The sequence below is a fragment of the Pseudomonas mosselii genome, from assembly GCF_003205295.1.
In the GTDB taxonomy this organism is placed as follows: Bacteria; Pseudomonadota; Gammaproteobacteria; order Pseudomonadales; family Pseudomonadaceae; genus Aquipseudomonas; species Aquipseudomonas mosselii_B.
In genome coordinates, this window is record NZ_QJRP01000028.1 from 1 (window position 1) to 21,219 (window position 21,219).

Here is a 21,219-nt window from a genome sequence, read left to right on the forward strand (position 1 = left end):
TTGCCAGGCTGCGCGAGCACAAGCGCACGTTGGTCCTGATCACCCACAAGTCCTCGCTGCTGGCCGGCCTGGACAACCTGCTGATGCTCAAGGGCGGTCAGTTGCAGGCCTTCGGCCCCACCGCCCGGGTGCTGCAGGACGCTCAACGGTCCGCCCGGCCCGCCCCTGCACCTGTCGCTCCACCCACCCCTCGCAACCCCATCGGCCTGAGCGTCACCTTCGGCCAGCCAAGAGCCTGACTTCATGAGCGTACACGCCCTCTCCACGCAAAAGACCGAGGCCAGCCTGCTCAGCCTCGACGAACACCGCCCGGGCCGGGTGGGCCGCTGGCTGGTGCTGGCAGGTTTCGGTGGCTTCCTCCTGTGGGCCGCGCTGGCGCCGCTGGACAAAGGCGTACCGGTCAGTGGCAGCGTGATGGTCGCCGGTAGCCGACAGGCCGTGCAGCACCCAACCGGCGGGGTGATCGAGCAGTTGCTGGTGCGTGATGGCGACACGGTGAGCGCCGGTCAGGTCGTGCTGCGCATGGAGCCGACCCAGGCCCAGGCCCAGGTCGGCTCGCTGCGGGTGCAGTACGTCAACGCCCGCGCCGCCGAGGCGCGTCTGCTGGCCGAGCGCGATGGCAGGGCGTCGGTCGAGTTCCCGCAGGGCCTGCGAGACCAGGCCGCCAGCGCCTGGGTGGCCACGGTGCTGGAGAGCCAGCGGCAACTGCGCAGCAGCCGCGCCCAGGCGCTGGACATGGAGCTCGGAGGCCTGCGCGAGAGCATTGCCGGCGCCGAAGCCTCGCTGCAGGGCCTGCAAGGCTCGCTGGCCAGCAAACAGGCCCAGCGTGACGCGCTGGACGAGCAACTGCGCGGCCTGCGCGAATTGGCCCGGGACGGCTACATCGCCCGCAATCGCCTGCTCGACAGCGAGCGCCTGCTGGCCCAGGTCAATGGTTCGATCGCCGAGGACTTCGGCAGCATCGGCCGCACCCGGCGCCAGGTGCTGGAACTCAAGCTGCGCATCGGCCAGCGCCAGCAGGAGTACCAGAACGAGGTGCGCCAGCAGCTCGCCGAGTTGCAGGCCAGCGCCGAGGACCTGGACAACCGCCTGCGCAGCGCCGAATTCGAGCTGGCCCATACCCAGGTGCGGGCGCCCGTGGCCGGCACGGTGGTCGGCCTCAGCGTATTCACCAACGGCGGGGTCATCGCCCGTGGCCAGCAGCTGATGGAGATCGTGCCGCGCGATGCGCCGTTGCTGGTCGATGCCCGCGCCTCGGTGGACATGGTCGACCGCCTGCGCCCAGGGCTGCCGGTGGAACTGATGTTCGTCGCCTTCAACCAGAGCACCACGCCGCGGGTGGATGGCGAGGTGACCTTGGTCTCGGCCGACCGCTTGCTCGATGAAAAGACCCAGCAACCCTACTACCAGGTGCGCATCAAGGTCAGCGAGCAGGGCCTCGGCCAACTGGCCGGCCTGGATATCCGCCCGGGCATGCCGGTGGAGGCCTTCGTGCGAACCGGCGAGCGCTCGATGCTCAACTACCTGTTCAAGCCACTGGCCGACCGGGTGCATGTCGCCCTGGCCGAGGAATAAGAGGATGTCCGTGCTTTTGCGTGCCGTTTGCCCGCTGCTGTTGTTCACCAGCCTGTCGGCGCAGGCCCTGGACCTGGGCGACGCCTATGCCCTGGCCCTGCGCAACGATCCCACCTGGCAGGGTTCCATCGCCGAGCGCGAGGCCGGGCTCGAGAACCTGGCGATCGGTCGCGCCGGCTTGCTGCCCAGGCTGTCGTATCGCTACAACCGTGCCCGCAACGATTCCAAGGTGACCCAGCGCAGCCAGTTCGGCGATGTGACCACCCAGCGCGACTACCGCAGCTACAGTTCGACCCTGACTCTCGAACAGCCGTTGTTCGATTATGCCGCCTGGAGCGACTACCGCCGTGGCGTGGCCCAGGCCGCCCTGGCCGACGAGCGCTATCGCGGCCGTGGCCAGGAACTGATGGTGCGCCTGTTCGGTGCCTACAGCGAAGCGCTGTTCGCCAACGAACAGATTGCCCTGGCCCAGGCCCAGCGACGTACCTACGCCGAGCAGCTGACCCTCAACGAGCGCCTGCTCAAGGGCGGCGAAGGCACCCGTACCGATGTGCTGGAAACCCGCGCCCGCTACGAGCTGGCCCAGGCCCAGGAGATCGAGGCCGGTGACAATCTCGACGCCGCGCTGCGCGCCTTGCAGGCGATCATCGGCGAGCCGGTGGCGGTCGAGGACCTGGCGCCGATGACCGGCGACTTCCGTGTCCAGCCCCTCACCCCGACGCGTTTCGAACCCTGGCGCGACCTGGCTGTCGCCCGCAACGCCGAGCTGGCCAGCCAGCGCCATGGGCTCGAGGTCGCCGAGCAGCACATCGAGCGGCAGCGGGCCGGGCACCTGCCTTCATTGAGTGCCTATGCCAGCAAGGGCATTTCCAGTTCCAGTTCCGAGAGCAGCTACAACCAACGTTACGATACCGACAGCATCGGCGTGCAGTTGAGTGTGCCGCTGTTTGCCGGTGGCGGTGTATCGGCGTCGGTTCGCCAGGCCCGGGCCCAGCGCGATGCTGCGGGCTTCGAACTGGATGCGCAGTTGCGCGACACGCTCAACCAGCTACGCCGGCAGTTCAACCTGTGCGCCAGCGGCACGGCAAAGATCCGTGCCTACGACCTTGCGGTGAAGGCGGCCTCGGCCCTGGTGCAGGCCACACGCAAGAGCGTGCGGGGAGGGGAGCGGGTCAACCTTGATGTGCTGGACGCCGAGCAGCAGCTGTTTGGTGCCAGGCGCGATCTGGCGCAGGCACGGCATGAGTACTTGAGGGCGTGGTTGCAGTTGCGCTATCTGGCGGGGGTGCTGGAGGCGGGGGATCTGAATGTGTTGAACCGGTACTTCGTGGCGCACGGCTAAGGCGACTCAGCGGATCAATCGTGGGAGCGGGCCCCACAGGTTCTACGCCAACCTGTAGGAGCGGCCTTGTGTCGCGAAAGGGCTGCGCAGCAGCCCCGGGATTTCAGCGTAGTTGCAGATATCGCTGGGGCCGCTTTGCGGCCCTTTCGCGACGCAAGGCCGCTCCTACAGAGATCACGCCAGTTGAGAAAACTCAGCAAGACAGTTGCTCCCACAACTCCCGCTACCACGTATGCACCAGACGAAAAAAAGGAGCCGACGATGCGCGTCGGCTCCCCCTCGATGACCGTCCTGGTCAGCGATCAGTGCTCGGCGACCGCCTTGCGCCTGGGCGCCTCATTGCCGTGCTCGTCGAGTTCCAGCACCGGAACCTCGTTGCCGTCGGCGTCGAACAGCTTGCCATCCTTGAAGTAGTCGCCATCGCGCAGGGCCGAGATGTCCGAGTACTGGATGGTGCGCTCGTAGGCCGCGGCGAACACCGACTGGTTCTCCGAGTTGCCGGTGGTGAAGTGGTTGAAGATCAGGTTCAGCAGGATGGCCATGATCGCCGCCGAGCTGATGCCGGAGTGGAAGATGGTTTCGAACCAGCTCGGGAAGTTGTGGTAGAAGGTCGGCGCCGCGATCGGGATCATGCCGAAGCCCAGCGAGGCGGCGACGATGATCAGGTTGACGTTGTTCTTGTAGCTGACCTTCGACAGGGTGCGGATACCGCTTGCGGCCACGGTGCCGAACAGCACGATGCCCGCGCCGCCCAGTACCGGGGTCGGTACCGCGGCGATGACCCGGCCCATGATCGGCAGCAAGCCCAGCACCACCAGGATTACCCCGCCGGTGGCCACCACGTAGCGGCTCTTCACCCCGGTCACGGCCACCAGGCCGACGTTCTGGGCGAAGGCGCTCTGGGTGAACGAGCCGAAGATCGGCGCCAGGATGCTCGATGCCATGTCGGCGCGCAGGCCATTGCCCAGGCGCTTGGAGTCGACCTTGGTGTCGATGATCTCACCGACTGCGAGGATGTCCGCCGAGGTTTCCACCAGGGTCACCATGATCACGATGCACATCGACAGGATCGCGGCGATGTGGAAGGTCGGCATGCCGAAGTGGAAGGGCGTGGGGAAGGCGAACATCGGGCCTTCGGTGACCTTGCTGAAGTCGGCCATGCCCAGCGACCAGGCGATCAGGGTGCCGACCACCATGGCCAGGAGGATCGACAGCCGCGAGATGGTCGCGCTGCCCAGCTTGCTCAGCAGCAGGACGATGGCGAAGGTCAGCGCCGCCAGGCCGATATTGGCCACGCTGCCGAACTCCGGTGAAGCGCTGTTGCCGCCCATCACCCAGCGCGCGGCTACCGGCATCAGGGTCAGGCCGATGGTGGTGATGACGATGCCGGTGACCAGTGGCGGAAAGAACTTGGTGATGCGCGAGAACACCGGGGTGATCAAGAAGCCGATCAGCGACGCCGCCATGACCGCGCCCAGCACGCCCTGCAGGCCGCCGCCGCCTTCACTGCTGATGATCGCCCCCATGGTTGCCACGCCGGCGAACGACACGCCTTGCACCAGCGGCAGCTGGCAGCCGAAGAACGGCAGGCCGAGGGTCTGCAGCAAGGTGGCCAGGCCTCCCGCGAACAGCGAGGCGGCGATCAGCAGGCCGATTTCCGCCGGGGCCAGGCCGGCGGCCTGGCCGAGGATCAGGGGTACGGCGACGATCCCTCCATACATGGTCAGGACATGCTGCAGCCCGTAGGCCAGGTTGGCGCCAAGGCCGAGGTTCTCGTCCTCGGGGCGCGGGGCGGGAGACGTGCTGGGGGACGTGGTCATTGGAGCAGGCTCTCTGTTTATTGTTGTGCCGCTACTGTAGACAACTACCACAAAAAATTGCCACAAAAATTGTATACAAAGTTTTGATCGTAGCGACGGAACGGGTGCGTCCAGGGTGCGTGAAACCTGGATGCAGATTGCGTTCCAACATGCAGGAGGCTGTTCCAGAGGGGTGTGTACAAACAGGCTGGCAGGTGCAGGAAAGCTGTCTGGCTGGACAGGAAAGCCGTCACAGCCAGATAGATAGCAGGCTAAGAGATATCAATCTTCGATGAGTTCGCGCAGCTCGCGCATCATTTCGGTGCTGTCGCCCACATTCAATTCCACCAGACGGTGCAGGTGGGTCATCGAATCGATGTCGATGTGCAGGCAGATGAAACCCAGGCGGCTCGGCTCCTCGTGGCGCAGTTCGACCTGCATCAGCACCCGGGTCTTCTTGTCGTTCAGGTGGATGACCGCTTCGAAGTCCTGGGTAAGGTCGGCATCCCAGGGCTGAGGGCGCTCTATCAGCAACCCCTTGAGCGACAGGTCGAGCAGTTTCACCGGCCAGCGGCGTTCACCCTGGCGCAATTCGGTGGGGGCATCGAAGGCGATGCGTTGGAAACGGCGGCGTTCGTCGTGATCGCTCATGGGATAAGCCCTCGGGGGTTCAACCTGACTATAGTTAATCCTGGCGTCGTATCAGGTACCGCAATCTGGCCGCAGAGGCTCTAGACCAAAGCAAGTGTGGCAATGCGCTTTGACTGGCCCTAGACTCGATGGGCGGTCTTTCCAATCCACCAGCTGGAAGTAAACCATGAACAACAATAATAGCCTGCTACGCCACATTCCGTGGCTGGCGCTGGCAGTCATAGGGGCCTGCGCGCTGGGTGTGGTTGCCCTGCGTCGCGGTGAGGCGATCAACGCCTTGTGGATCGTTGTCGCGGCAGTGGCCATCTACCTGGTTGCCTACCGTTACTACAGCCTGTTCATCGCCACCAAGGTGATGCAGCTCGACCCTCGCCGGGCCACGCCCGCGGTACTCAACAACGATGGCCTGGACTACGTCCCGACCAACAAGCACATCCTTTTCGGCCATCACTTCGCCGCCATCGCCGGCGCCGGCCCGCTCGTCGGCCCGGTACTCGCCGCGCAGATGGGCTACCTGCCCGGCACGCTGTGGCTGATCGCCGGCGTGGTGCTGGCCGGCGCGGTGCAGGACTTCATGGTCCTGTTCCTCTCCACCCGCCGCAACGGCCGTTCGCTGGGCGACATGGTCCGCGAGGAAATGGGCCGCATCCCCGGCACCATTGCCTTGTTCGGCTGCTTCCTGATCATGATCATCATCCTCGCGGTGCTGGCGCTGATCGTGGTCAAGGCCCTGGCCGAGAGCCCGTGGGGCATGTTCACGGTGATGGCGACCATCCCGATCGCGATGTTCATGGGCATCTACATGCGCTATATCCGCCCGGGCCGCATCGGCGAGATCTCGGTGGTCGGCGTGGTCCTGCTGCTGCTGTCGATCTGGCTGGGGGGCCAGATCGCCGCAGATCCGGTGTGGGGCCCGGCGTTCACCTTCACCGGCGTGCAGATCACCTGGATGCTGGTCGGCTATGGCTTCGTCGCCGCCGTGCTGCCGGTGTGGCTGGTGCTGGCGCCGCGTGACTACCTGTCGACGTTCCTCAAGATCGGCACTATCGTGGGCCTTGCCATCGGCATCCTGATCATCGCGCCCGAACTGAAGATGCCGGCGCTGACCCAGTTCACCGACGGCACGGGCCCGGTGTGGAAGGGCACCCTGTTCCCGTTCCTGTTCATCACCATCGCCTGCGGCGCGGTGTCCGGCTTCCATGCGCTGATCTCCTCGGGGACCACGCCCAAGCTGCTGGACAACGAAACCAACGCCCGCTACATCGGCTACGGCGGCATGCTGATGGAGTCGTTCGTCGCCATCATGGCCATGGTCGCCGCCTCGGTGATCGAGCCGGGCGTGTACTTCGCCATGAACAGCCCGGCCGCAGTGGTCGGTGCCGACGTCGTCTCGGTGGCGCAGACCGTCAGTAGCTGGGGCTTCATGATTACCCCCGAGCAGCTCGAGGCCACCGCCCGCGACATCGGCGAGCACACCATCCTGGCCCGTGCCGGCGGCGCGCCGACCCTGGCGGTCGGTATCGCGCAGATCCTCCACCAGGTGCTGCCGGGCGAGAACACCATGGCGTTCTGGTACCACTTCGCCATTCTGTTCGAGGCGCTGTTCATCCTCACCGCGGTGGACGCCGGTACCCGTGCCGGTCGCTTCATGCTGCAGGACCTGCTGGGCAGCTTCGTGCCAGCGCTGAAACGCACCGAGTCGTGGACCGCCAACCTGATCGGCACCGCCGGTTGCGTGGCCCTGTGGGGCTACCTGCTGTACCAGGGCGTGATCGATCCGCTGGGTGGCATCAACACCCTGTGGCCGCTGTTCGGCATCTCCAACCAGATGCTTGCCGGCATCGCCCTGATGCTGGGCACCGTGGTGCTGATCAAGATGAAGCGCCAGCGCTACGTCTGGGTCACCCTGCTGCCGGCCGTGTGGCTGCTGATCTGCACCACCACCGCGGGCCTGATCAAGCTGTTCGACCCGAACCCGGCGGTCGGCTTCCTGGCCCTGGCCAAGAAGTACAGCACCGCGCTGGACGCCGGCCAGGTGCTGGCTCCGGCCAAGGACATCGGTCAGATGCAGCACGTGATCTTCAACGCCTACACCAACGCCGGCCTGACCGTGCTGTTCCTGGTGGTGGTGTTCAGCGTGCTGTTCTTTGCCGTCAAGGTCGGCCTCGCCGCCCTGGGTCGCAAGGAGCGCAGCGACAAGGAAACCCCGTTCCAGGCCCTGCCTGACGCTTGAGAGGACCGCCGCGATGTTCAACGACCTGGGTCGACTGGGCAAGTACCTGGGGCAGGCCGCCCGCCTGATGGTCGGCATGCCCGACTACGACAACTATGTCGAGCACATGCAGAAGAAGCACCCGGACAAGCCGGTGATGAGCTACGAGGCGTTCTTCCGCGAGCGCCAGGAAGCGCGCTATGGTGGCAAGTCCGGGCCCAAGTGCTGTTGAACCTGATGCCGGCGCGGTCCTTGTAGGAGCGGCCTTGTGCCGCGAAAGGGCCGCGCAGCGGCCCCGGCAATATCTGCTGCGAACCTGCAAATCTGGGGCCGCTTTGCGGCCCTGTCGCGACACAAGGCCGCTCCTGCAAGGGATCGCGGCCTTTCTTTTTTTTCCGCTCAGGAGATTTCCGCGTGCAAACGCCGATTCCCGTTACCGTGCTGACCGGCTTCCTTGGCGCCGGCAAGACCACATTGCTCAAGCACATGCTCAAGGCCGAGCATGGCCTGAAGCTCGCTGTGATCGAGAACGAGTTCAGCGAGGCCGGCATCGACAGCCAGCTGCTGGGCGATGAACCGGTGCAGGTCATGACCCTGGCCAACGGCTGCGTGTGCTGCAGCATCCATGGCGACCTGACCCGGGCCCTGTACCTGCTGCTCGAACGGCTGGATGCCGGTGAAATCGCCTTCGATCGCCTGGTCATCGAATGCACCGGCCTTGCCGACCCGGCACCGGTGGCGCAGACCTTCTTCATCGATGAAGAGCTGCGCGAGCGCTATATCCTCGACGGCATCATCACCCTGGTCGACACTGCCCACGCCGAGTTGCACCTGACCCAGGCCATCGCCCAGGCCCAGGTCGGCTTCGCTGACCGTCTGCTGCTGAGCAAGACCGACCTGGTCGAGCCGCAGGTGGTCGAAGCCCTGCGCGAGCGCCTGGCGCGCATCAATGGCCGGGCGGCGATCCGTGTGGTCGAGCACGGTCGCATCGACCTGGCCGAGCTACTCGATGTGCGCGGCTTCAACCTCAACCCGGATCTGGGCATCAGCCCAAAGCCCACCTTGCGCCCGGTGCTCAAGCCGGCCACGCCTGACCGTATCTCGACGCTGGTGCTGCGCACTGAAACGCCGTTGGACATCGATCGGCTCAGCGACTTCATGAACGAGCTGCTGGAAGAGCACGGCAAGCAATTGCTGCGCTACAAGGGGGTACTGAACATTGCCGGCGAGGACCGCCGTCTGGTGTTCCAAGGGGTGCTGAAGCTGTACGGGTTCGACTGGGACGCCGAGTGGAAGGAAGGCGAGACGCGCGAAAGCGTGATGGTGTTCATCGCCGATGAGTTGCCGGAAGAGAATATTCGGGCAGGGTTTGAGGCGTTGTATCACGCATGAGTGGGACGTAGCTGACTGGTTGATGCCGCCGAATGGCGGCATTTTTTTGCCTCGTTCAATTCATTGGGCCATACGCTATGGCCCCCTTGAAAGAGGTACCTTTTTTGGTACACTTGGTCGAGTCACATCCACAGCTTCGGGTGTTTTTCTTTCGCAGTGACCTCGGTAATGAGCCAGTGCGGGAGTGGTTGAAAGCGTTGCCGCGTAACCAGCACAGGCTGATCGGAAACAAGATCAAGGCTGTGCAATTCGGTTGGCCACTTGGCATGCCTCTGGTTCGGAAGATGGAAGGCGGACTCTGGGAGATCCGTATCGACCTGGGGGATAGCGTGGGACGGGTGATGTTCACGATCACCGATGGGGTGATGGTCTTGCTCCATGGATTCATCAAGAAAAGTCAAAAGACGCCCTCGGTCGACCTCGCATTGGCCAGGCAGCGCAGGGCAAGCTTGCGGAGGCAAACGATATGAACCCGCACATCGGTTCGGATTTCGATGATTTTCTTGCCGAAGAAGGCATTCTGGAGGAGGTCACGGCCACAGCGCTCAAGCGGGTGATTGCCTGGCAGCTGACTGAGGCGATGAAGCAGCAGAAGGTCAGCAAGAAGGCGCTTGCCGAGCGCATGCACACCAGCCGTACGGCGGTCGATCGAGCGCTTGATCAGACGGATGCCGGCATGACGCTGGCAACGCTGGCCAGTGCGGCGAGGGCGTTGGGGCAGCGCGTGGAAATACGTCTCGTGCCGGATGTCGCAACAACTCGCTGAGAAGAAGCACAAAAAAGCCCGGCACATGGCCGGGCTTTTTCACATCAGGCGTCTGCCAATCAGTTGCCGTACACCGGCAGCTTCTTGCAGATGGCCTTGACCTTCTCGCGTACGGCGTCGATCACCGCTTCGTTGTTCAGGTCGGCCAGGATGTCGCAGATCCAGCCAGCCAGTTCGCGGCACTCGGTTTCCTTGAAGCCACGGGTGGTGACGGCTGGGGTGCCGAAACGCAGGCCGGAGGTGACGAACGGCGAACGTGGGTCGTTCGGGACCGAGTTCTTGTTGACGGTGATGAAGGCCTTGCCCAGGGCGGCGTCGGCGTCCTTACCGGAGATTTCCTGCTTGATCAGCGACAGCAGGAACAGGTGGTTCTGGGTGCCGCCGGAAACCACGTCGAAACCACGCTCGATGAACACTTCGGCCATGGCCTGGGCGTTCTTCACCACCTGCTGCTGGTAGGCCTTGAACTCAGGCTGCAACGCTTCCTTGAAGCAGATCGCCTTGGCGGCGATGACGTGCTCCAGCGGGCCGCCCTGTGCACCCGGGAAGACCGCGGAGTTCAGCTTCTTCTCGATGTCGGCGTTGGCACGGGCCAGGATCAGGCCGCCACGCGGGCCGCGCAGGGTCTTGTGGGTGGTGGTGGTGACCACGTCGGCGAACGGAACAGGGTTCGGGTACACGCCAGCGGCGACCAGGCCAGCCACGTGGGCCATGTCGACGAACAGGTAGGCACCGACCTTGTCGGCGATTTCGCGGAAGCGTGGGAAGTCCAGGACCTGCGAGTAGGCGGAGAAGCCGGCGACGATCATCTTCGGCTTGTGCTCCAGGGCCAGCGCTTCGACTTCGTCGTAGTCGATCAGGCCGTTGGCGTCGATGCCGTACTGGATGGCGTTGTACAGCTTGCCCGAGGAGGAGACGCTGGCGCCGTGGGTCAGGTGACCGCCGTGGGCCAGGCTCATGCCCAGGATGGTGTCACCGGCCGACAGCAGGGCCAGGTAGACGGCGGCGTTGGCCTGGGAGCCGGCGTGCGGCTGGACGTTGGCGTAGTCGGCGCCGAACAGTTCCTTGGCGCGGTCGATGGCCAGTTGCTCGACGACGTCGACGTATTCGCAACCACCGTAGTAGCGCTTGCCTGGGTAGCCTTCGGCGTACTTGTTGGTCAGAACCGAGCCCTGGGCCTCCATGACCGCCGGGCTGGTGTAGTTTTCCGAAGCGATCAGCTCGATATGCTCTTCCTGGCGCAGGGCTTCTTGCTGCATGGCTTCGAAGAGCTCGGCGTCGTACTTGGCAATGGTCAAATCACGGCTGAACATGGCGGTCCTCAAGGATCGGGCAGAATTGGGGGTGCATTCTAACCGATTGATTCGCCGCTGGCATATGAAGTGGCATCAAGTCGCGGACCAATGGCCCTCATGTTGCAACCCGCGCCGTTTCTGGGCTGGAGTTGACTTCGGGGTCCGGTTTTTACGGCTCGGCGCTGTGCCCTGTGGGAGCGGCCTTGCGTCGCGAAAGGGCTGCGCAGCAGCCCCAGGAGCTCAGTGTTAACGCAAAGATCGCCGGGGCCGCTTTGCGGCCCTTTCGCGACGCAAGGCCGCTCCCACAGAAACTGTCTCGTGTCACCGCCGTCACTGAAACATGAACAACGTCTCGTTGCTGAACTGCGCCTCGAACTGGTTGGCCGGCATCGGCCGGCCGAACAGGTAGCCCTGGACCTCGTCGCAGCCGTGCTCGCGCAGGAATTCGAGCTGCTCGTGGGTTTCCACGCCCTCGGCGATCACCGCCAGGTTGAGGCTGTGGGCCATGGCGATGATCGCCCGGGCGATCTGCGCGTCCTGTTCGCCCTCGGGCAGGCCGTCGACGAAGGTGCGGTCGATCTTGAGCACATCGATGGGGAACTGCTTGAGGTAGTTGAGCGACGAGTAGCCGGTGCCGAAGTCGTCGACCGCGATGCTCAGGCCGAGGTTCTTCAGGCTGTCGAGGATCTGCATGGCCTCGTTGACCTCGCGCATCAGGATGCTCTCGGTCAGCTCCAGCTCCAGGCAGGCCGGGGGCAGCCCGGTTTCCTCGAGAATGGTGGCGATGCGCGTGCCCAGCTGGCCGTCGGAGAACTGCCGGGCGGAAATGTTCACCGACACCTTCGGCACCCGTACCTTTTCCTTGTGCCAGGCCTTGAGCTGACGGCAGGCCTCGCGCAGCACCCAGTCGCCAACGTCGACCACCAGGCCCAGCTCTTCGATCACCGGGATGAAGTCGCCCGGCGGCACCAGGCCGCGGGTCGGGTGGCGCCAGCGCAGCAGCGCCTCGGCGCCGGTCAGGCGCTTGCCGTCTCCGCTGAACTGCGGCTGGTAGTAGAGGATGAACTCGTTCTGCTCCAGGGCGTGGCGCAGGTCGCTCTCCAGCTCCAGGCGCTCCAGGGCGCTGGCGTTCATGTCCGTCTGGTAGAACTGGAAGTTGTTCTTGCCGCGTTCCTTGGCGTGATACATCGCCGTGTCGGCGTTCTTCATCAGTTGGCTGAGCTCGCTGCCGTCCTGCGGGCTCAGGGCAATGCCGATACTGGCGGTGACGAAGAACTCGCGGTTTTCCAGGACGAACGGCGTGACCAGCCCGTCGAGGATGTTCTCGGCGACATGGATGGCCCGGTTGAGCGCCTGCTCGCGACTGGCCTTGGGTTGCAGCAGCAGGGTGAACTCGTCGCCGCCCATGCGCGCCACGGTGTCGTCGTCATCGACGCAGGCCAGCAGGCGTTCGGCCATGTCCTTGAGCATGCGATCACCCGCGGCGTGGCCGAGGGAGTCGTTGATCGGCTTGAAGCGGTCGAGGTCAAGGAACATCAGCACCACCCAGGCCTTCTGCCGTTCGGCCTGCTGCAGGGCGGTGTACAGGCGGTCCTGGAACAGCGTGCGGTTGGGCAGGTGGGTCAGGGCGTCGTAGTAGGCAAGGCGGTGGATGCGCTGTTCGCTGGCCTTGCGCTCGCTGATGTCGGTGAAGAAGCACACGTAGCTGGCCAGGTCGCCCTCGTCGTCGAGCACCGCGGTGATGCCCACCCACGCCGGGTAGTGCTCGCCGTTGCGCCGCTTGAGCCAGACCTCGCCTTCCCAGGTGCCGCGCTGGCTCAGCTGCTTGAGCACGTAGCCCAGCTGGGCGCTCTGCTGCTGTTCGACGGTGAGCATGCCGGGCAGTTGGTCGAGCACCTCGGCCACGGCGTAGCCGCTGACCCGGCTGAAGGCCTCGTTGGCCTGGACGATATAGCCGGCCGGGTCGGTGATGAGGATCGCCGAGGTGGAGTGTTCGAACACCGTCGCGGCCATGCGCAGGTCTTTTTCGGCCCGGCGCTGCTGGCTGATGTCGCGCCCCACGCCGAGCACGCCCTCGAAGCGCTCGTGTTCGTCCCACACCAGCACCAGGCGCAGCTCGATGGGGATCTTGCGGCCATCGGCGCGCAGGCAGTCGAACAGGAACAGCTGGGTGGGCAGGGTGCTGCGCAACTGGGCCAGTTGTTCGCTGTCGCCCAGCACTTTGCTGACCCGTTCGAGCAGGCTGTAGACGCCGCTTAGCTGGGTGGGGTTGGCGACGATCGACTGCCAGCCGTTGGCGAAGATCCAATCGGCCTGGTAGCCCAGTACCGCCTGGACTGACGGGCTGACGTAGTTGAGCTGCAACTGGCTGTCGGTGGAGAAGATCACATCGCTGATGCTCTCGGCGAGCATGCGGTAGCGCTGCTCGCTGTCGCGCAGGGACTCGCTGGCCTCGATCTGCACGGTGACATCCTTGCCCACGCCGATGATGCGGGTGACCAGGCCCTCGCTGTCGCGGGTCAGCACCTGTTCGCGAATGTCGTAGCAGCGCCAGCCGCCGTCGCGGTGGCGGAAACGCAGCTGGCAGTGCAACGACTGGCCGTAACCGGTGTCACGCTGCTGCTGGCGCAGGGCGCGGTAGTGCGCGGCGTCGCCGGGGTGCAGGAGCATCTCCCAGAAGCGGTCGCCCATCTGCGCCAGCTCCACGCGGTCGTAGCCCAGGGTCTGGCCGAGGTGGCGGTTGCTGAAGATCATCCGCTGGCTGTTGACGTCCTGCACGTAGAGCTGGTCGGGTACGGTGCGCACCACATCCGACCAGAAACCTTCGCGTTCGAGCAGCGACAGCTCCACCTGCTTGCGGCTGGTGATGTCGCTGATGCTCAGGATCACCGCCTGGTAGTCGCGGCGCTGCTGGGGCAGCCGGGCCATCAGCCACAGGTGCAGCTCGCCGCCCAGCGGGGCGGGCAGGCGCACTTCCAGCTCAAGCTGCTGGCGCTCTTCGATCAGCGCGTCGAGCAACTGCATGCCGACACTGTCGCGGCTGTCGCCGCTGCCCTCGATCAGGCGCTGCCAGGCGCCTTCGTGGCAGTCGACGTTGAGCAACTGGCGGGCCACCTGGTTGATCTCGGTGATCTTCAGCTCCGCCAGCAGTGTGCGGCGCAGCCTGGTGTCCAGTGCCAGGCTCTGTTTGAGCGCGGCACGGTTGCGCAGGTGATAGCGGTCGAGCTGGCCGGGCAGGCTGGAGAGGTCGAGCACGCAGAGGGCCACGCCGGTGCCCTCGAAGATTTCCTGGTAGCGTCGGCGATCTTCCTGCAGGGCGCGCTGGCGCCGGCGCATGTTGATCAGCGCCAGCACCGGCAGCAGGGCGCAGAACAGCACCAGCACACACTTGCCGATCAGCGCCGGCAGCAGTTTGTCGCGGGCAAGGCCGGCGTCGAACAGGCCACGCAGTTGCCAGGTGCTGTTGTCGATGAACGCGAGCATCACGCTCTGTAGCGGTTCATCGCTGGTCTGGCGGTGGCCGTGGTGCTCGATGACCTCGCCGCTGCGGCTGTTTTCCAGCAGCCACAGGGGGTGGGTGGGGCCGTCCAGGTGGCGGGTCAGCTCCTGGTAGTAGTCCGGGCTCAGGCGCAGCAGCCAGTAGCCGCGGTCCTGCTCGGTCGGCTGGCGCAGCAGCAGGTATACCCGCTGGTTGTCGGCGCCGTTGCCATAGAAGAAGGCGCGGCCCTGGTTCAGTTGCAGGAGGTCGTCAATCAGCTGACGGTCCGGAGTGCCGTCGAGGCTGTCGCTGCGCACCTGCCCGGCGGCGTCCAGCCAGGCCAGGTCGCGCAAGGCCGGCAGGCGCGCCTGCAAGGTGGTGAGCAGGCTCGGCAGGGCGGCGGGCGCCGGTGGTTTGACGTAAGGCTGGACCAGGTTCAGCGATTGCTGGGCCTTGAGCGCCATGTTCAGGCTCAGGTGATCGGCCAGCTCGGCGCTGGTCGCCAGGCTCTGTTGGCGCAGGTCGGCCTGGGTGTGGCGGAACTGGGCGAACAGTTGCCACAACAGCAACCCCAGCAAAACCAGGGCGAGCAGGGCCAGAGCCCCCTTGAGCGAGCCACGCAGGTGTGTGCCGGCCGAGGTGTCGGCAGGCCGCAGGGATGACGGTTGCGTGAGATTGGTCAAGCGTTGGGTCCTGCGATTTGGCTGGCGATGGCAGGGGTTGCATCCTCGCAGCATGCACGGCGCGTGCCGTGGTCGCTGGGCGCACTATAAGGCGCACGCGAGAAGCCGACTAGCATGCCCGCAAATATGGCAAAGTGCCAGTCCGTGCGTCCGCGGTCTGCTCAACAGCCGGTCATGTCGGTTCGGCAAGCCCCTGCAACCTGTGCGAGAATGCCGCCCGCTTCATAGTCAACGCAACGGAGATGTACGGTTTTGGTTACCCACTATTCCTCCAACGGCCTCGATTCCGCCTGTGGGCGTAGCAGTCAGACCCTGGTCAGCACTGCCGTGGCCGAGGACGTATCCTGCAAGACCTGCCAGCGTTCGCTGGCCAAGCCGGACACGGCTGCCGCCAGTGCCAGCAAGACGCCGTCGCTGGCCGAACTGCGCAAGCAGGCCAAGCCTGCGGTCGAGCCCGTCGCCCCGGCGCCTGCCAAGCCTGCTGCCGCGCCCGCCAAGGTCGCGAGCAAGCCGGCCGCCAAGGCTGCTGAAAAACCCGCTCGCAGCGGCGGTTTCAGTGTCAAGGCGGCCTGGGCCGCGCGTCTGGCCGAGCAGTCGGACCGTTGCCGCCTGCCGCGTGGCAAGGTAAGGCAAGCTCACGTCTGAGCCTGCTCACCCTCTCGCGGGTAGGGCCCGCTCCCACGAAAACTTGCGCTGGCGTGGGAGCGGGCCTGGCCCGCGATAGCCGCCGAGCGGCCCCGCCATCTACCCCATCTGTGCAACGCCGCGACTTGGCGTAGAATGGCCCACTTTGTTCAACGACACCCCGTAACTACATCACCCTGGCCAATGCCGGGGCGCGTGTCTTTACCTATCTGATAGAGGGCTTGGTTTTGGCTCAATACGTCTACACCATGCATCGGCTGAGCAAGGTCGTGCCGCCGAAGCGGGAAATTCTCAAGAACATTTCCCTGTCGTTCTTCCCCGGCGCCAAGATCGGCGTGCTGGGCCTGAACGGCGCGGGTAAATCGACCCTGCTGCGGATCATGGCGGGCGTCGACAAGGAATTCGACGGCGAAGCCCGTCCGATGCCCGACATCAACGTCGGCTACCTGCCCCAGGAGCCGCAGCTGGACCCGACCAAGACTGTGCGTGAAGTGGTCGAGGAAGCGGTCAGCGTGATCAAGGACGCCCAGGCACGCCTGGACGAGGTCTACGCCGCCTACGCCGACCCGGACGCCGACTTCGACAAGCTGGCCGCCGAGCAGGCCAAGCTCGAAGCCATCCTGCAGGCCGCCGACGGTCACAACCTGGAGCGTCAGCTGGACGTCGCCGCCGACGCCCTGCGCCTGCCGGCCTGGGACGCGAAGATCGAGCACCTGTCCGGTGGCGAGAAGCGCCGCGTGGCCCTGTGCCGGCTGCTGCTGTCGGCTCCCGACATGCTGCTGCTGGACGAACCGACCAACCACCTGGACGCCGACTCGGTGGCCTGGCTTGAGCGTTTCCTCCACGACTTCCCCGGCACCGTGGTGGCGATCACCCACGACCGTTACTTCCTCGACAACGTCGCCGGCTGGATTCTCGAACTGGACCGCGGCGCCGGCATCCCGTACGAAGGCAACTACTCGGGCTGGCTGGAGGCCAAGTCGGATCGCCTGGCCCAGGAATCCAAGCAGCAGAGCGCCCACGAAAAGGCCATGAAAGAGGAACTGGAGTGGGTGCGCAAAGGCGCCAAGGCCCGCCAGTCCAAGTCCAAGGCACGTCTGCAGCGCTTCGAAGAGATGCAGTCGCAGGAATTCCAGAAGCGCAGCGAGACCAACGAGATCTACATCCCGGCCGGTCCGCGCCTGGGCGACAAGGTCATCGAGTTCAAGAACGTCACCAAGGGCTACGGCGATCGCGTGCTGATCGACAACCTGTCGTTCGCCATGCCCAAGGGCGCCATCGTCGGCGTGATCGGCGGCAACGGCGCGGGTAAATCGACCCTGTTCCGCATGCTGATGGGCAAGGAGCAACCGGACTCGGGCAGCATCGAGATCGGTGAAACCGTGCAGCTGGCCTGCGTCGACCAGAGCCGCGAGGACCTGGACGGCAGCAAGACCGTGTTCCAGCAGATCTCCGACGGTTCCGACCAGATCCGCATCGGCAGCTACGAGATCCCGTCGCGCACCTACGTTGGCCGCTTCAACTTCAAGGGCGGCGACCAGCAGAAGTTCGTCAAGGACCTCTCCGGTGGTGAGCGTGGCCGCCTGCACCTGGCCCTGACCCTGAAGGAGGGCGGCAACGTCCTGCTGCTCGACGAACCGTCCAACGACCTCGACGTCGAAACCCTGCGTTCGCTGGAAGAAGCCCTGCTGGACTTCCCGGGCGCCGCCATCGTGATTTCCCACGACCGTTGGTTCCTGGACCGTGTGGCCACTCACATCCTGGCGTACGAGGACGACTCGAGCGTGGTGTTCTTCGAAGGCAACTACACCGAGTACGAAGCCGACCGCAAGAAGCGCCTGGGCGACGCCGCTGCCCAGCCGCATCGTGTGCGTCACAAGAAACTGGCCCAGTAAGCCGGCTTGCGCTGCACAGCAATGGGGCCCCTCGGGGCCCCATTTTTGTGCCCGACGTTCAGGCGATTTGAAGCGCTGCGGGGGAGCGGGATTGCCCCGCGATTGCTGCGTTGCAGGATGTCGAGGAGCAAGTTCTCTCTTACGAGCACGCCAGAAAACTTGTATACAGTTATAGAAAACGCACCAAATAATTTCATAAAAACGACATTTCGCCCTGTTCCAGTGCGATTGGTTCTTGGTACATTCCTGAAAAAACCAAAAACAATCCCTCTTGGTGAGATGTCTACCATGATCGAATCCGTCGACGATTTCCTGGCCCGGTTGCAGCAGCGCGACCCGGGCCAGCCCGAGTTCCATCAGGCCGTGGAGGAGGTGCTGCGCAGCTTGTGGCCCTTCCTCGAGCAGAACCCCCACTACCTTGAAGCCGGCATCCTCGAGCGTATGGTCGAGCCCGAGCGCGCCGTGCTGTTTCGCGTGTCGTGGGTCGATGACCAGGGCAAGGTCCAGGTCAACCGCGGCTACCGCATCCAGATGAGCAGCGCCATCGGCCCGTACAAGGGCGGCCTGCGCTTCCACCCGTCGGTGAACCTGGGCGTGCTCAAGTTCCTGGCCTTTGAGCAGGTGTTCAAGAACTCGCTGACTTCGCTGCCCATGGGCGGTGGCAAGGGCGGTTCGGACTTCGATCCGAAGGGCAAGAGCGACGCCGAAGTGATGCGCTTCTGCCAGGCATTCATGAGCGAGCTGTACCGTCACATCGGCGCCGACCTCGACGTGCCGGCCGGTGACATCGGTGTCGGCGCCCGCGAGATCGGCTTCCTGTTCGGTCAGTACAAGCGCCTGGCCAACCAGTTCACCTCGGTGCTGACCGGCAAGGGCATGACCTACGGCGGCAGCCTGATCCGCCCGGAGGCCACCGGCTACGGCTGCGTGTACTTCGCCGAAGAGATGCTCAAGCGCCAGGACAAGCGTATCGACGGTCGCCGCGTGGCGATCTCAGGCTCGGGCAACGTCGCCCAGTACGCCGCGCGCAAGGTCATGGACCTGGGCGGCAAGGTGATCTCGCTGTCCGACTCCGAAGGCACCCTGTTCTGCGAAGCCGGCCTGAGCGACGCGCAATGGGACGCGCTGATGGAGCTGAAGAACGTCAAGCGCGGCCGCCTCAGCGAGCTGGCCGGGCCGTTCGGCCTGGAGTTCCGCAAGGGCCAGACGCCGTGGAGCCTACCGTGCGACATCGCCCTGCCGTGCGCGACCCAGAACGAACTGAACGCCGAGGACGCCCGTACCCTGCTGCGCAACGGCTGCATCTGCGTGGCCGAGGGCGCCAACATGCCGACCACACTGGAGGCTGTGGATATCTTCATCGAGGCCGGCATCCTCTATGCGCCGGGCAAGGCTTCCAATGCCGGCGGCGTGGCCGTATCGGGCCTGGAGATGTCGCAGAACGCCATGCGCCTGTTGTGGACCGCGGGCGAGGTGGACAGCAAGCTGCACCACATCATGCAGTCGATTCACCATGCGTGTGTGCACTACGGCGAAGAGGCCGATGGCAGCATCAACTACGTCAAGGGCGCCAACATTGCCGGCTTCGTCAAGGTCGCTGATGCGATGTTGGCGCAGGGCGTGGTTTGATTCGAGGTCATGGGGGCTGAAGTCTTGGCAAGACCGCTCCGCAGTCGCTTGTGCTAATAACTTAGTACTAATACTTGCGTCACCAGGCTTCGTCTACTGGATGAAATCAGCTTGATTTCATAGGTTTGCGCAGCGCCCGCCGCTCTCTTCCACAGGTACTAACACCAAGTTGTGAACTACCTGTTTCTACCTCCTCGGCTTTCACTGCTGGTTGTAAGTACAACAACCAGCAGCGGGAGTCTTCCCATGAACACTCAAGCGTGGATCAAGGCCGCAACGGCGCTGACGATGATCATGTCCCTGGGCCTCACCGGTTGCAGCAGTGGCGGAGGTGGGCATCACAGCGAGGTCGATGGTTCCTCGGCTGACGGCGGTACGGGCGCAGGCACAGGTGCGGGTGCTGGAGACTCGGGCGGCGGGGCCGGTGGCGGTGGCACGGGCACCGGTGGTGGCAGCACCCCGGGCGATGGCAGCGCAGGCACGGGTGAGGGCAGCGGCGGCTCCGGCGGCGGCACCACGCCCGGCGGCGGCGATGGCGGCACGGGCGGTGGCACCACGCCTACCGCCCTGGTCACCGGCCAGGTGGTCGATCAACTGGGCAACACCGTCTCCGGTGTCGGTGACGGCGTGAGCACTCTCGGCCAGGTGATCGGCTCGCTGCCCATCGCCGGCGACACCTCGTTGACCGGCGGCGTGGGTGCGCTGGTGTCGTCCGCCGGCAACGCGGTGGACAGTGTCGGCAGTGGCCTGAGCGACGGCCTGGGGCAACTGGGCACCGGCAACAATGCCGTGGGTACCACGGTAGGTGTTGTCGGCGCGGCCACCGGCGACCTGGGCACGGGTGTCTCGGGCCTTGGCCAGGGCGTGACCGGACTGGCCAGCAACGGGCCGGTCGAGCAGGTAGCGGTGGTCAACCAGCTGGTCGCCGGGGCCGGGCAGGGCGTCGCCCGGGTCGGCCAGGCGGTGACCATGCTTGGCAACACGCTCTCGCCGGTCGGCACCAGCGGCCCGCTGGCCGGTGCGACCCAAGGCGCGAGCGATGCCCTGGTGCCGGTGGTCTCGCTGGTGGAAAACACAACGGCCAACGTCACCCGGCAGACCGGGCTCGCCGGCCCGCTCAACCAGACGTTGAATCAAACCGGCACGGTCCTGAACCAGGCCGGCCAGCAACTGGCTGGCTCGGGTAATCCACTGGGCACCACGCTCGGGCAGGCGGTCACCAATACCGGCACCACCGTGAGCACCGCCAGCGGGCTGGCGCCGGCCACTGGCGGCGCGCGCACCGGGCTGCTGGAAACCGCTGGTGGCGTGGTGGCAGGTGCCGGTAGTGGCTTGGCCGCGAGTATTGGCAGCCCGACGGTTGGCGGTATCGGCGGCAGCATGGTGCAGGCGGGCAACAGCGTCGCCAGCCTGGGCCCAGTGCTCGGCGGCAACGGCGTGACCAACACGGCGGCAGGTACTCCTGCCGCGGCACTCACCCAGCAGGTGGGCAGCGGGCTCAATCCGGTGGTCGCCGGTGTGTCCAGCGTGACCCAGCAGGTCGGCGCCAGTACGGGGGCGGGGGCGCCTGTGGCCGGGTTGCTGAACCAGGTCGGTGGCGCGGAGGGTACCGTCGGCGCGCAATTGACCGGTGCCACGGCCAACCCGACGGTCAGCCAGGTGGGCGCGACGGTGACGGCTGTGGGCGCAACGGTCGGCCAGGCCGGTACCCTGGTCAACGCCAATGGCATACAGGGCAGCGGCCTTGGCGGTGCGTTGAGCGGCGTGACAGGCGCCCTGGCAGGCGGGCAGCGCTGACGCGACGGGCTACGCTCAAGGTGAGTGAGACCGACCGGTGCGCCGGTCGGTCACCCTGCC

The 21,219-nt window shown here is 65.3% G+C and carries 14 protein-coding genes and 2 pseudogenes; 12 read left to right on the top strand and 4 right to left on the bottom strand.

Annotated features, from left to right (window positions below; all coding sequences use genetic code 11):
• The 3 genes and pseudogenes from DMX06_RS20595 to DMX06_RS20605 form a co-directional block, all read left to right on the top strand.
• Positions 1 to 239 (top strand): annotated as a pseudogene (locus tag DMX06_RS20595) (type I secretion system permease/ATPase); the annotation flags it as partial.
• A 4-nt stretch (positions 240 to 243) separates the two neighbouring features.
• Positions 244 to 1,575: an HlyD family type I secretion periplasmic adaptor subunit gene (locus DMX06_RS20600; protein WP_110739104.1), complete on the top strand. Its 1,332-nt coding sequence runs from the start codon at positions 244 to 246 to the stop codon at positions 1,573 to 1,575.
• Positions 1,576 to 1,579: 4 nt separating this feature from the next.
• Entirely contained in the window at positions 1,580 to 2,917 is a 1,338-nt protein-coding gene (locus tag DMX06_RS20605) for a TolC family outer membrane protein (RefSeq protein WP_110739105.1), read from the top strand.
• A 302-nt stretch (positions 2,918 to 3,219) separates the two neighbouring features.
• Here DMX06_RS20605 and DMX06_RS20610 read toward each other — a convergent pair whose 3' ends face one another.
• Entirely contained in the window at positions 3,220 to 4,737 is a 1,518-nt protein-coding gene (locus DMX06_RS20610) for a nucleobase:cation symporter-2 family protein (RefSeq protein ID WP_110739106.1), read from the bottom strand.
• Positions 4,738 to 4,998: 261 nt separating this feature from the next.
• Positions 4,999 to 5,367, bottom strand: coding sequence for a PilZ domain-containing protein (locus tag DMX06_RS20615; RefSeq protein ID WP_110739107.1), 369 nt, complete (start codon positions 5,365 to 5,367; stop codon positions 4,999 to 5,001).
• A gap of 166 nt (positions 5,368 to 5,533) precedes the next feature.
• Between DMX06_RS20615 and DMX06_RS20620 the strand changes: the two genes are divergently transcribed.
• From DMX06_RS20620 to DMX06_RS20640, 5 genes are all read left to right on the top strand, one after another.
• Positions 5,534 to 7,600 (top strand): carbon starvation CstA family protein, encoded by a 2,067-nt coding sequence (locus tag DMX06_RS20620; protein WP_110739108.1) that lies wholly within the window; start codon positions 5,534 to 5,536, stop codon positions 7,598 to 7,600.
• A gap of 13 nt (positions 7,601 to 7,613) precedes the next feature.
• The gene (locus DMX06_RS20625) at positions 7,614 to 7,811 is read left to right on the top strand and encodes a YbdD/YjiX family protein (protein ID WP_050706909.1); all 198 of its coding nucleotides are present in this window, start codon (positions 7,614 to 7,616) and stop codon (positions 7,809 to 7,811) included.
• A 182-nt stretch (positions 7,812 to 7,993) separates the two neighbouring features.
• Positions 7,994 to 8,971, top strand: coding sequence for a GTPase (gene yjiA / locus DMX06_RS20630; protein WP_110739109.1), 978 nt, complete (start codon positions 7,994 to 7,996; stop codon positions 8,969 to 8,971).
• A 77-nt stretch (positions 8,972 to 9,048) separates the two neighbouring features.
• A complete protein-coding gene (locus DMX06_RS20635; RefSeq protein ID WP_110739147.1) occupies positions 9,049 to 9,441 on the top strand; it encodes a type II toxin-antitoxin system RelE/ParE family toxin in 393 nt (130 codons plus the stop codon).
• Entirely contained in the window at positions 9,438 to 9,737 is a 300-nt protein-coding gene (locus DMX06_RS20640) for a helix-turn-helix domain-containing protein (RefSeq protein WP_110739110.1), read from the top strand. Before DMX06_RS20635 ends, DMX06_RS20640 begins: the two co-directional genes overlap by 4 nt.
• Before the next feature lie 59 nt (positions 9,738 to 9,796).
• On the opposite strand, the gene glyA is transcribed toward DMX06_RS20640, so the two are convergent.
• Together glyA and DMX06_RS20650 are read right to left on the bottom strand one after the other, a co-directional pair.
• On the bottom strand, positions 9,797 to 11,050 hold the full coding sequence (gene glyA / locus DMX06_RS20645; RefSeq protein WP_011532152.1) for a serine hydroxymethyltransferase: 1,254 nt from the start codon (positions 11,048 to 11,050) through the stop codon (positions 9,797 to 9,799).
• A 312-nt stretch (positions 11,051 to 11,362) separates the two neighbouring features.
• A pseudogene (locus DMX06_RS20650) lies at positions 11,363 to 14,494 on the bottom strand (sensor domain-containing protein); the annotation flags it as partial.
• 951 nt (positions 14,495 to 15,445) lie between these two features.
• On the opposite strand from DMX06_RS20650, the gene DMX06_RS20655 reads away from it, so the two are divergent.
• The 4 genes from DMX06_RS20655 to DMX06_RS20670 all read left to right on the top strand — a co-directional run bounded on the left by DMX06_RS20655 (position 15,446) and on the right by DMX06_RS20670 (position 21,159).
• On the top strand, positions 15,446 to 15,838 hold the full coding sequence (locus DMX06_RS20655; protein ID WP_110739112.1) for a hypothetical protein: 393 nt from the start codon (positions 15,446 to 15,448) through the stop codon (positions 15,836 to 15,838).
• A 227-nt stretch (positions 15,839 to 16,065) separates the two neighbouring features.
• Positions 16,066 to 17,733 (top strand): energy-dependent translational throttle protein EttA, encoded by a 1,668-nt coding sequence (gene ettA, locus DMX06_RS20660; RefSeq protein WP_110739113.1) that lies wholly within the window; start codon positions 16,066 to 16,068, stop codon positions 17,731 to 17,733.
• Between the two features lie 288 nt (positions 17,734 to 18,021).
• Positions 18,022 to 19,362 (top strand): NADP-specific glutamate dehydrogenase, encoded by a 1,341-nt coding sequence (gene gdhA, locus DMX06_RS20665; protein WP_110739114.1) that lies wholly within the window; start codon positions 18,022 to 18,024, stop codon positions 19,360 to 19,362.
• 246 nt (positions 19,363 to 19,608) lie between these two features.
• On the top strand, positions 19,609 to 21,159 hold the full coding sequence (locus tag DMX06_RS20670) for a collagen-like triple helix repeat-containing protein (protein ID WP_110739115.1): 1,551 nt from the start codon (positions 19,609 to 19,611) through the stop codon (positions 21,157 to 21,159).
• Positions 21,160 to 21,219: the final 60 nt, after the last annotated feature.